Origin of the sequence: Capilliphycus salinus ALCB114379 (assembly GCF_047276495.1) — a bacterium.
Taxonomy (GTDB): Bacteria; Cyanobacteriota; Cyanobacteriia; order Cyanobacteriales; family Microcoleaceae; genus Capilliphycus; species Capilliphycus salinus.
In genome coordinates this window covers 3730528-3742276 of sequence record NZ_CP178543.1, presented here as the reverse complement: position 1 = coordinate 3742276, position 11749 = coordinate 3730528, and the positions used below count along the sequence as shown (strand labels likewise).

12 protein-coding genes and 1 pseudogene are annotated in these 11749 nt (G+C 44.6%); 9 read left to right on the top strand and 4 right to left on the bottom strand.

Annotated features, from left to right (window positions below; genetic code table 11):
* The 3 genes from ACL6C3_RS15555 to ACL6C3_RS15545 all read left to right on the top strand — a co-directional run bounded on the left by ACL6C3_RS15555 (position 1) and on the right by ACL6C3_RS15545 (position 1334).
* Entirely contained in the window at positions 1-390 is a 390-nt protein-coding gene (locus ACL6C3_RS15555; protein ID WP_413168131.1) for a hypothetical protein, read from the top strand.
* A gap of 98 nt (positions 391-488) precedes the next feature.
* Positions 489-1118: a GIY-YIG nuclease family protein gene (locus ACL6C3_RS15550; protein WP_413168130.1), complete on the top strand. Its 630-nt coding sequence runs from the start codon at positions 489-491 to the stop codon at positions 1116-1118.
* Positions 1119-1154: 36 nt separating this feature from the next.
* On the top strand, positions 1155-1334 hold the full coding sequence (locus ACL6C3_RS15545) for a hypothetical protein (RefSeq protein ID WP_413168129.1): 180 nt from the start codon (positions 1155-1157) through the stop codon (positions 1332-1334).
* A 90-nt stretch (positions 1335-1424) separates the two neighbouring features.
* Here the strand turns inward: ACL6C3_RS15545 and ACL6C3_RS15540 are convergent, their stop codons facing one another.
* The 3 genes and pseudogenes from ACL6C3_RS15540 to ACL6C3_RS15530 form a co-directional block, all read right to left on the bottom strand.
* Positions 1425-2258, bottom strand: coding sequence for a GIY-YIG nuclease family protein (locus ACL6C3_RS15540; protein WP_413168128.1), 834 nt, complete (start codon positions 2256-2258; stop codon positions 1425-1427).
* Positions 2259-2380: 122 nt separating this feature from the next.
* Positions 2381-2605: an HNH endonuclease gene (locus ACL6C3_RS15535; RefSeq protein ID WP_413168341.1), complete on the bottom strand. Its 225-nt coding sequence runs from the start codon at positions 2603-2605 to the stop codon at positions 2381-2383.
* Positions 2579-3127 (bottom strand): annotated as a pseudogene (locus ACL6C3_RS15530) (reverse transcriptase N-terminal domain-containing protein); the annotation flags it as partial. The pseudogene ACL6C3_RS15530 and the gene ACL6C3_RS15535, both read right to left, overlap by 27 nt.
* A 1400-nt stretch (positions 3128-4527) precedes the next feature.
* Between ACL6C3_RS15530 and ACL6C3_RS15525 the strand changes: the two are divergent.
* The 3 genes from ACL6C3_RS15525 to ACL6C3_RS15515 all read left to right on the top strand — a co-directional run bounded on the left by ACL6C3_RS15525 (position 4528) and on the right by ACL6C3_RS15515 (position 8169).
* Positions 4528-5181, top strand: a complete 654-nt coding sequence (locus ACL6C3_RS15525; RefSeq protein ID WP_413168127.1) for a tyrosine-type recombinase/integrase — start codon at positions 4528-4530, stop codon at positions 5179-5181.
* Between the two features lie 68 nt (positions 5182-5249).
* Positions 5250-7532: a PAS domain S-box protein gene (locus tag ACL6C3_RS15520; RefSeq protein ID WP_413168126.1), complete on the top strand. Its 2283-nt coding sequence runs from the start codon at positions 5250-5252 to the stop codon at positions 7530-7532.
* A 7-nt stretch (positions 7533-7539) separates the two neighbouring features.
* Complete coding sequence (locus ACL6C3_RS15515; protein WP_413168125.1) at positions 7540-8169, top strand: response regulator; 630 nt, start codon at positions 7540-7542, stop codon at positions 8167-8169.
* Positions 8170-8205: 36 nt separating this feature from the next.
* On the opposite strand, the gene ACL6C3_RS15510 is transcribed toward ACL6C3_RS15515, so the two are convergent.
* On the bottom strand, positions 8206-9126 hold the full coding sequence (locus tag ACL6C3_RS15510) for an AraC family transcriptional regulator N-terminal domain-containing protein (RefSeq protein WP_413168124.1): 921 nt from the start codon (positions 9124-9126) through the stop codon (positions 8206-8208).
* Positions 9127-9288: 162 nt separating this feature from the next.
* Between ACL6C3_RS15510 and ACL6C3_RS15505 the strand changes: the two genes are divergently transcribed.
* The 3 genes from ACL6C3_RS15505 to ACL6C3_RS15495 all read left to right on the top strand — a co-directional run bounded on the left by ACL6C3_RS15505 (position 9289) and on the right by ACL6C3_RS15495 (position 11520).
* Positions 9289-9930, top strand: coding sequence for a nuclear transport factor 2 family protein (locus tag ACL6C3_RS15505; RefSeq protein ID WP_413168122.1), 642 nt, complete (start codon positions 9289-9291; stop codon positions 9928-9930).
* Between the two features lie 63 nt (positions 9931-9993).
* Positions 9994-10728: an SDR family oxidoreductase gene (locus ACL6C3_RS15500; RefSeq protein ID WP_413168120.1), complete on the top strand. Its 735-nt coding sequence runs from the start codon at positions 9994-9996 to the stop codon at positions 10726-10728.
* Positions 10729-11028: 300 nt separating this feature from the next.
* Positions 11029-11520 carry a DsbA family protein gene (locus ACL6C3_RS15495; protein ID WP_413168119.1) on the top strand — a complete coding sequence of 164 codons (492 nt, stop codon included), beginning with the start codon at positions 11029-11031 and terminating at the stop codon, positions 11518-11520.
* Positions 11521-11749 lie beyond the last annotated feature (229 nt).

Here is an 11749-nt window from a genome sequence, read left to right as displayed (position 1 = left end):
TTGCTAAAAGGATTTGGAATTTTATTTGGGGTACTCGTACTCTGTTTTATAGCCGACCCCTCCCTCGAAGATGATGAAGACTTTACCGACACAATTGGAGGTTTATATGTCATTGCTGCCACAGTTGAAAATACCCGTGCTGTCCATAAAGCCAAACAACTAAAAGGTCAACCCGCAGGGAAAACTAAAAATAATCACGGCCAAGATGTTCAGGTTCAGCTAATCAAACTAGCCCGGAAAAAAGGAGAGATGACGATTGCTGACTGTGTATTAGAAACGGGCTTGAACCCTGAAGATGTTCGGGTCATTTTGGATAAACTGCTACGCGAAGATTTGCTGAGAGTTGATAACCGTGAACGGGATGGCGCCGTTGTTTATCGCTTGGTTTAATTAAAACTCAGAATGAAATGGAAAATTTACCCATATTTTCAGGGAGGTATAGTCTCAGAAATCGGGACTATCTCCCTAATATCCCCGGTATTTATTTCGTGGCTGATGAACACAATCAAATCCTTTATGTTGGTCAGGCGAAAAGTTTGCGTAGCCGTTGGGCAGGTCGAGGACATCACCGTTACAAACAGTTTTCTCGGAAGGGGTTAGACAAAGTTTATCTCTACTATATCGAAGCTCCAATTAGTGAAATTAATACTTTAGAGAAACTATATATCGAACAGTTAAAACCCCCGCTTAATGATACCAGAGTTCGAGAGTATCTCCCTAAAAAAAGTCCGAGGTTATCTGATTTACAACGGTTATTAAAAGCAGCGAATACACCCTGGTTTCCTTCCGGTGAATTTACCGTAAAAAATGGTATCAGAGTTCCCCGTGAAGGTGAGGATTTAATTCGAGGTTTTATTGCCGGAGTTGATAAGACTCAAGATATTCCTCATATTCTCATTATCTGCAAACAAAATATGGGAAGTTTACTTTTTCAACGAGTTAGACACCGAACCAAGAAACGCTTTTGTAGCTATGATCAAGAAACGGTATGCTATTTAATTAATCTTAGATCGGTAATTTTTGTATTTGCCGAATTGTTTAGTTCGGAGTTTGCCGACCCAGTTTTTCAGACTGTTTATCCTTTGCGTGTAAGAATTTGTCGCTCTCATGGCAAGTAGATAATAGAAGCGATTTTTATGAGGAAGTAAAATCTAATGGAATTAAAAGACATTCACAAAGATAAACTTTGGATAGAAAAAGCCGTTGACTTCTATGTTGAGTGCCTTGATGCCGGAGATATGGATGGTATTTCGAGCGTGCTGGAAGCAGCAATGAACGACCCTGAACTTGAACTCAGGATTAGGCAAATTAATGAGGCATATCACGAAGAATAACTGGACGTTTGAAGCTAATTAATCGCTTCTATCAACTATCTCCAACTCCGCATCGGACAATATTTTGGGTTCCATTTGGTACAAATCATTTCAGACAAGTTTGACATTGGGAAACTGGAAATATTCGGTTAGCTTCCCCACCCGATAATTGAACTCCCGGTAGCGATGTTTAAAATAAAGTTCCACATTTCCCCGATGTTCCCACAAGCCCAGTAGACTAACCTGAATTTGGGAGTAATGCGATTTCAAATCTTGATAAATTTCCGAGATTCGTTCATCAATTGTTCTTTGGGTAATCCCAATTTTATGAAGGGTTTGCCCGTCAGCTTTTACTTCCAAAAAGTACAGGGAATTGACTAAAATTCGCTTGAGTAAAGTTTCGTAAATTCTTAAATCAGCTTGGTATTCTTGAACGTTTGAATAATTAGCTAAAGTTGCACGTTCAGCCGCCCGTCGATATTTCTCCCAAGTTTCCCACAATAGCGGCTCCTGAATTTGATTGAACTTACTTAACCCCAAGACTCCCATCGGAATCTTGCCCAAATCGCTGAACTGATAGCAATCATTAACCCACTGTACCAAACCTTGAAACTTCCACCGGAGGTTAATCAAATCTCTGGGAATTAAGATGTCTTGAGCGCCGTATTCTCTCCAGAGAACTTTTAATTGCTCCATTTCCCGACCCGGAAGTTGGATATTGAAGCGGTCGTACAGGGGCAAGCCAGGAAATTGTTTAGTCTTGTGTCGGATGGAAACAGGTTTGCAAGTTTCTCCGGTGTGGGCGAAGTGATGAGATTTTATGGGTCCTTTCTTAGCCGTCAGTTGGCCACCGCAATAAAGACAGGTTAAGTTCGTTTTTCCTCGACCAACATCATCAACAGATTTCAAACAACCGTTGGGGTCAGCGCCATATTTCAGCCACATCGTTAAACCTCCTAGATTCGCCGATGCGCCCCGATTTGATTTACCATTAGGGGTCGAGGGGGGCTTTACAACCCCCAACTCCCATTCAGAACCGTGCTTGCTACTTTCACAGCACACGGCTCCTAATCTAGTTGTCTGTTATCATCAGAACATCCGGTTTCTTTTGAGTTGTAAGACCCATCAGTTACCGTTTTACTATCGTGACAATGGCGACGTAACAATTGCAGATTTTTATATTCATCTTTACCGCCTAGAGACGTTGGGATAATATGGTCGATTTCTGCAATATCTTCTGGGGTAAAATGTTGCCCACAGAAGTTACATTTGCCTTTTTGCTTTTTAAGCAAAGTTGCTACTCGTTTATTGATACTTTGGAAGATTCGTGACATTGCGTCATGGGCTGAACGTCCGGGTCTAAATCCGTAGCTTTCACCCTCTAATCTGGCTTCCCATTGTGGTTATAACGCAGATTTAACCAAGGCTTGCCTTACTCTATCCTGCATAGTTGGGATTCCTAAAGGACGTTTTTCTCCGTTGGGTTTGGGTATCCATTTCCTTCGGAGTGGTTTTGCCTTTTGGTATTTACTCAGGTTTTGGGCAAGTTCTAATCGTTGTTTGGGTGTGATAGATTTGATTCCATCTACCCCTGCTGTTTTTTTGCCTTGATTATCTTGAGTGACCTTTCTTATTGCTAATAGTTTGGCGTAGTATGACTTAACTAAAAGTTTTTGGAGCTTCCGAGCTTTAGCAATTTGTCCCGATAGTGATGCCTGATAAATTCTCTTTTGCAGCTTAAATACTACCCGTTGGACTTTTGCCCAATTGATAGAATTCCATGCAGTCGTAGTCTTGGTTATACTCGTTTTCACCGTTTTAACTGCTAATTGAAACTTTACCTAACAACTAAACCGGAATCTATCAGCATATCCTAAATATTACTTTTAGGCTTTAGCTTCTGACTCCATCTCTCGCCCTCATAACATACGCCTTAAATTTGTAGCTACCTATCAGTATTCGACCTCTGTAGGAGTATATGAGGGGTTTTAACGTTCCTTGAAAATGGGGTTATTGCCTTTAGAATCATCCTATCCGCCGGGGTACTTTTGGGAGTCTTGTGTAAGTGTTGATTCTAAGACTCTTACCTCTTTGAAGAAGTGTATTGAAACTTCTACCTTTTCCCCTTGTTCTTTTGAACGCAGCGTAGTCAAGTCATTTCGCTACTTACTGTTCACGACGGTTCAAGCCAGATGTTCACTTTCGTTATTCTTGGGCAATTAGCTAGAGAACTGCTTAGGCATTTGACTTATACCCGATTTCTCGTTATTCCCAGCTTCAGTGTTTTGATAATCAGTCTGGCACTGTGGGAATTGCCTTACCCCTTTGGGATTGGAATACTCTACCTATTGAGGTTTGGTAATCCGTACCATTGACTCCGGGGTTGACCTTCCTTTAAGGTCACATTTTCAAAGTTCAAATAGGTTTAATTGGTTTAAACCTATTTCCCTGTTTACGTTTCGGGTTTTGTCCCTAAACTTTGACAGGAACGTTTCGCACCAATAATTACAGTGTAACGATTGGGGCCAAGCGTGGCATTAAAAATCAACGCATCAGACATCTGATGGTTCCGCAGGCAACTTTGGAGCAAAAGTTTGTACCGCCTTAAGGCTGAAGTGTTCAGGATGTTTATTGCAATCGGGATGCTGTTATGGTCAAGACGTTCTAAAAGCATCTTGAGTCAGCAAATTATCGCTACACTCAGAATGTACGAAAACTTGTTCATCTATAAAATTAATCAAAAATTCCACAAAATAAACTGACAAAATAAATAACAAAAAACAATTTAAAAAGAAGGTGAATAATTAACCCCCTATAGCTACTGATGACCATTCTATAATCTGAAAAATATTTTTAAAGTTATCGGGTTATTTTATAAACTTTAAAAAGTGTTTATTTAAATTTAGTTGATGTCTAATTGGGTGCTTATTTAATGATTAAAAGGTCATAATAGAAATGCGATTATGTGGGGATAGATTTCAATCTTTTGGGGTTAACGTTTATCACAATAATTATAAAACGAATAGCCAAATCCGCAGGTGAGGTCTTTAAGTTTAAGTCTTTTAACTCTTACTTTTTAAAACTTAGAACAAATACTTAATCGCTGCTGGCGATTAAACCGTTACTTCCAGCGTCAATCAGAGGAAGAATTTTTGATGATTTTTTCAACCACTTGAAGATTTAGACCCAAGCCCATAGAGTTAATTCATTAGCTGTGGATACAGGTGTGAAAGTTAACCGACACGGGAAGGCAAAAATCCTATCCCCAGATGAAATTCAACTGCTATTTTATCAAGGGTTGTACAACCTCAGAGATCGGACATTGTTTGCAGTTTGCCTGTTTACCGCAGTCCGAATTAACGAAGCTTGCACCCTCCACACAGCCGACATTTATGATCGCAAAGGGCGCGTCCGACCGGAATTGACCTTCCGAAAATCCCACACCAAGCGCCAACTCGCAACCCGCACTATCCCGGTACTCGATGAACTCAGAGGGTACTTAGAGAAGTACAAACCCGAAGCAGGAAAGATTTGGCTGTTTCCGGGGGGAGTGTTCAGGGAAGAACAAGACCACCACATCAACCCCGATTCCGCCTCATGGGTACTGAGAAAGGCTTTTGAACGGGTGAATATTGATGGCGCATCCACCCATTCCATGAGACGAACCGCCCTTACCCAGATGTCCAATGTAGGTATTCCTTTAAGAACCATTCAAGAGATATCCGGCCACCGAAACCTCGAACAGTTGCAGCAATATTTGGAGATTCAACCCCAACAAGTCAAGGGTGCGATCGCCACTCTGTCCATGCTTTCTCCCGTTTCCGATACCCCTGACAAAAAACCTTCAAAAATCCACCCAGAAGTTTAATTTTCTGGATTTTGGCAAGCGATATACTTGATTGAGATGACTGGCAGTCCTTCGTCGGAGAGAGTTTAATGATCCATCTCAATCAATTGATTGCCACATTGATGCAGGTGGTGATAGAAAATGCAGGAGCCGAAACTGGCGCTCTGGTTCTCCTGGAAGAGGATCAACTTACTGTGATGGCTCAATGTAGCGGAAGTAGACAGTGTGACCTAGAAAAGCTTGCTGTTGCTGAGTGTGCAACGATTCCTGTCTCGGTCATTCACTCGGTAGAACGCACATCTGAAACTCTGGTGTTTGATGATGCAGTCAGCGAAGCGTCTTTTTCAACTGATCCTTATATTCAACACCAACAGACGCGATCGCTCCTGTGTATGCCAATTCTCCAGCAAAGTCAGCTGATCGGCATCCTTTATCTGGAGAACAATCTCAGTACCGGAGTGTTTACCAGCGATCGCTTACAAGTCCTTAAACTGTTGATGGCGACTGCGGCAATTTCACTAGAAAATGCTCGGCTGTATAAACAGTTAGCAGATTATGCCGAAACACTGGAACGAAAAGTAGAAGAGCAAACTCAAGCCTTGCAGCAGGAGATCGCTGAACGTCAACAAACCGAAGCCGCATTGAGACAAAGTGAAGCAAATTATCGCAATCTGCTACAAACCGCGAATTCCGTTATCATTCGCTATGATCCGCAAGGACAGATTCATTACATCAACGATTATGGGGTAAAACTTCTTGGCTATGAAGAACATCAGATTTTAGGGCGAACCTTATTTGAAACTATCATTCCAGACATCGAAACCTCTGGGCGGGATGTCAAACCCTTTGTCCGTGATTTACTTCGTAATCCTCAATCGTACCCGCAAGGCGAGGGTGAAAACCTGTGTCGAGATGGTCGGCGAGTTTGGATGGTCTGGTCGAATCAAGCCATCTTCAATGACCAGGGAGAGGTCGTTGAAATCTTATCGGTGGGCAACGACACCACCCAGCGTAGGCAAGCAGAAGAGGCATTACAACGCAGTGAAGCCAAGTTCCGCAACATCTTTGAAAACTCACAGGTTGGCATCTACCGAACCCGCATCGGTGATGGCTTAATTCTCGATGCCAACCAACGCCTTGCCAACCTGTTGGGCTTTGATTCACCCCAAGAGATCATTGGGCTAGAACACAGCATCGACTATTTTGTAAATCCCAGCGATCGCCAACAAGCCCATGAGTTGATGAAGCGGGATGGGGAACTGCGAAGCTATGAAGCACAACTGCGAAAACGAGATGGGACAGTTTTCTGGGGACTTACCTCTTCTTATATGAATGCAGCCGATGGATACGTCGAAGGGGTGGTTGCGGATATTAGCGATCTCAAACAGGCAGAAGCAGCATTGCAAGCCTCAGAGACAAAGCTACGGACTCTAATTGAGGCAATTCCCGATCCATTGTTTGTACTGTCTGCTGAAGGGCGATTCCTTGAAATAATGGTCCTGGAACCAAATCTGCTATGGCACCCCTTTGAGGAGATGATTGGTCAAACCATGCCTCAACTCGGAAGGGAAGAAGCCGATGAATTTCTAAGTTATATTCAGCAGGTGCTGAGAACCCAACAAATCCTCACAGTGGAGTACAGTGCGTTTCTAAATGGACGAGAAGCCTGGTTTTCGGCTCGTATTGCCCCAATCAATCACGACCAGGTGATTTGGCTGGCACGAGACATCACCGCTTGCAAACGGGCTGAAGCAGCCTCGATTTTAGAAGAGCGTAACCGCATGGCACGCGAAATTCACGATACACTCGCTCAGGCGTTTACAGGTATTCTGGCTCAGGTGGGAGCGGCAAACCAGGTGCTAACGGATGATGTAGAAGCAACTGGGGCACACCTAGACCTGATCAAAGAATTGGCGCGAACTGGACTGACTGAAGCACGGCGATCGGTAGTAGCACTCCGTCCTCAGCTTTTGGAGGAGGGCAGTTTACAGAGCGCTCTACATCGTCTCATCGCTCAAATCAGAAGTGCCGCAATGGATATCACTTTATATTATGAGATTGAGGGTGCAGTGTATTCTCTACCCACTGAAGTCGAGAGTAACCTACTGCGGATTGGGCAGGAAGCCTTAACCAATGCGATTAGACACGCCAATGCTGACGAAATCCGAGTAGAATTAGTCTACGATCGCGATCGAGTTTGCTTGCGTATGAAAGACAATGGACAAGGCTTTGGAGTTGGAAGTATTCCCTGCTCGGAGGGGTTTGGCTTACTTGGCATGAGCGAACGGGCAGAGCGCATCGGCGCACAACTCACGATTAGAAGTCAACCCGGACAAGGAACAGAGATGATTGTTACCGTCGATCGGGAGTAGCAACACGATGAGCCAAGCCACGACCATTCGGGTTCTGATTGCAGACGATCATGCTATTTTTCGGCAAGGATTAGCCACGATTATTAACCGTGACCCAGATATGCAGGTGATTGCCCAAGCCGAAAATGGGGAACAAGCGATCGCTCTATTTGAGGAACACCAACCGGATGTCACGCTAATGGATCTGCGAATGCCGGAAGTCGAAGGAGTGGAAGCCATCGGTGCAATTTGTGCTATTGCTAAATCTGCTCGGATTATTGTACTGACAACCTATGATAGTGACGAAGATATTTATCGGGGATTGCAGGCAGGAGCCAAAGGATATCTGTTAAAAGAAACTGAACCGGACGAGCTTCTGAATGCCATTCGTACCGTTTATCGGGGTCAGAAGTATATTCCGCCCGATGTGGGAGCAAAGTTAGTTCAACGTCTCAGCAATCCAGAACTGAGTGAACGAGAACTAGATGTACTCCGCTCACTGGCACAGGGAATGAGTAATGCTGATATTGCGGCGGCTTTGAGTATTGGTGAAGGTACTGTTAAATCTCATGTGAATCGGATTTTGAATAAGTTAGATGTCAGCGATCGCACTCAGGCGGTGATTGTTGCGGTTAAACGCGGCATTGTCAGTTTATAGGGTTGCTGTAATCAATGGATAACTAGCAGTCTTCGTTCAAGTTGTCCGTAACCGTTCAATATCTCGAATGGGCGGCGCACCGAACAGGCGCGAATATTCCCGGCTAAACTGTGACGGACTTTCATATCCCACCTGGTAGGCAGTAGAGGTCGCATCGAAATCCTCAGCGAGCATCAGACGACGCGCTTCTAACAGTCTTAACTGCTTCTGATACTGAAGCGGACTCATCGAAGTAACTTGCTTGAAATGCCGATGCAATGACGAAGTAGACATACCGATCTGACTCGCTAAATCCTCGATCCGCATCGGCTGGGTAAAATTAGATTTAATTTGTTGAATCGCTAAAGCAATTCGCTGCATATTACTGCCGGATGTGGCAATTTGACGCACGGCTTCCCCTTGTTCACCCAACAGCAGATGGTAATAGAGTTCACGAATCATTAACGGTGCCAGCATGGAGATGTGTTGCGGGGTGTCCAAGAGCTTGATGAGGCGAAGAGTACACTCCATCAAGGCTGGATCGACGTTGCTAACTGATACACCTCGAACAGAGTTTTCTTTCTTTGTCGAACTGGTACCCATTTGGGCAACCATCTCACACAATTGCATCAAGTCTAAGTTCAGCTTCAGCCCCAAATACGGCTTGTCAGGTGTCGCCTCAGTCACAAAGCCACTCAGCGGTAAATCAACAGAGACGACAAGATACTGCATTGCACCATACTGATACATCTCCTCACCCAGAAATGCTTTTTTCTGACCCTGAACAACGATCGCCAGAATTGGTTCGTACACGCTATGAGGTGCATTGGATACTGTATCTGAGCGCGTAAAGTCTAATTGCTCGATCGCTGTAGGTTGAATAATGTTGCCGCTTGATTTGGTATGCCGGATTATCCGTGTGGCGATTTCTTGGCGGTGATCCGCAATTACGTCAGGGCGAGAGATTGCGACTGTCATAGCAGAGACTCGACTAACTCAATACCTTACAGTTGACCATTATAGAATCTCTGCAAACGATCATTGTGGAGAATTAGGCAATCATTGGATAGGTTTGGGCATTTCAAGCACAGCTTTTCAAACCTATGCTGAACTCAGACGAATAGACAAGAGATTGAGATCATGCGTTATTCAGGTCAGATTTTCATTGGAGTAGGGCTGGTTGGGCTGTTGGCTATTCCGGCAGTGATGCAAGCTGGCACGGCTCAAGCAAATATTCAATCGAATGTGACTGCGTTTGGGTCAAGTGATTACCCGACAGTATTGAATCAACAGTCCTTCCTGGTTCAGCCTTCAGCGATCGCAGACTTATCCCAAGCAACTGCGTCTAATCCAGCAGATGCACAAGCAACTCAGATGATCGAGCAACGCAACAAAGCAACTGTCCAGCAGTCTTTCGACCAATGGCGCAACGGAACGGGCAGTGCCTTTGATCTGCTTGCCCCGGATGTAACCTGGACAATTACTGGGACGGGTGCAACTGCGGGTACATATCGCAGCCGACAAGCATTACTCGATCAAGTCGTCAGCCCGACCAGTGTCCGATTATCAGCCCGGATCGTCCCGACTGTACGCGGCATCTGGGCGGACGGCGATATGGTGATCGTGCTATGGGACGGGGAGGCGACCGCCAGAGACGGCAGACCGTATCGGAATACCTACACCTGGTATTTCCGCATGAAAGACGACCAAGTAATCGAAGCGATCGCCTTCCTAGACATGAGCAAGTTTACAGAATTGTGGACAAGGGTTTCACCTTCATGACCCAGGAAATGGAAATCAATATTTAGTTCACAGCACTCAACTCGAACAGAAAGGAAAACAACGATGTTAAACATTGAGAACAAAGTCATTGCGATCACTGGAGCCAGTAGCGGGATTGGCGAAGCCACAGCTAAGTTACTCGCTCGAAACGGTGCAAAGGTGCTTTTGGGCGCACGGCGCACCGAAAAGCTCGAAAAGATTGTTGAGGAGATCCACACCTCAGGCGGTACAGCAGAATTTAAAGCCGTAGATGTCACCGATCGAGAAGATGTGAAAGCGTTCATTGGGTTTGCAAAAGACAAGTTCGATCGCGTCGATGTCATCTTTAACAACGCAGGCGTGATGCCGCTCTCCCCGATGAATGCCTTGAAAGTCGAGGAATGGGACACGATGATCAACGTGAATATCAACGGGGTGTTGAATGGTATTGCAGCAGCTTTGCCGATTATGGAAGCGCAAGGTGGCGGACAAATCATCAATACCGCGTCGATTGGTGCCCATGTGGTAGTACCTACTAGCGCAGTTTACAGCGCGACCAAGTACGCAGTTTGGGCAATCTCCGATGGACTGCGGCAGGAGTCGAAAACGATTCGCGTCACCATCATCTCTCCTGGCGTGGTTGAGACCGAACTCGGCTCTGATATCACAGACGAGCCAACAAAAGGCTTCTTGAAAGAACTTCGCAAAGATGCACTCAACCCAGATACGATCGCCAGTGCTGTCCTGTATGCCGTATCCCAGCCGGATGATGTCGATGTCAACGAAGTGATTGTTCGCCCGATCCGTCAGATGATGTAGGCAACAGCTCTTGATCACGTCAGACGGATAGGATTGACCGTACAATTAAGCGTTAAATCTAACTTGAGTTATAGCCAGCCTTCTATTTTGAGAAGGAGCGGCTGCTCCATCAAATTGCAGCCTAAAAATGTTAACTCGCTGTAGACGACAACTAAAAGCCAATTGCTTATATTGAACTCATGTGGATTGAGCAAGTGAATCGCAAGGTTCCATGCTTGATACAGATGTAGAAAGATGATCGACGACCATAGTTCCAGTTCTTTAGTTGTGCCAGCTTCAACCCAAGATCACAGTCAAGGTGTGCTAAGTGCCGCCGTGGTGTTAGTGATGTATGGGGATTATCAATGTCCTAGAAGTGCAGCCATTTACAAGCTGATTAAAATCATTCGGCAAGAGCTTACGGTTTCTTTTGGAGAGGATTATTTATGTTTTATCTTCCGCCATTTTCCACAGATCCAGATTCATCCCCAGGCGCAACGGGCAGCCCAAGCAGCCGTTGCCGCCGCCGCCCAAGGAAAGTTTTGGTTAATGAGCGATACTTTATTTGACCATCAACAAAGGTTGGAGAACGGTTATCTTGTCGAGTACGCCAATGATTTAGGGCTTGACATTCCTCAATTTCTCAAAGAGTTGTCTAAACAAGTGTATGTCAATCGGATCAATGAAGATATCGAAGGCGGAATACAGAGTGGAGTGACGACTGCTCCGGCCCTATTTATCAATAGAATTCGGTATACCGAGCGCTGGAACACTACTGAGTTGATGGCAGCCGTGATTGCTGCAAGTCATTAAGTTCCCCGATTTTTGCTCTCAATTCGTATCTGACTTGTCTGTAAGTGTTGTAAGCTATCTAATTTTGGCGGCTAGATTTTGCTTGTTTTTCTGAACAAAATTGCCGTTTTTTTTTTCAACCCTACCAACAACTGAATTCCTTCGTATTGATTTAGTCCATTATAAATCAGTATTTCGTATTTCATTGAGGCTAATTATATGACGCATTTACGGGTACAAAGAAAGAATG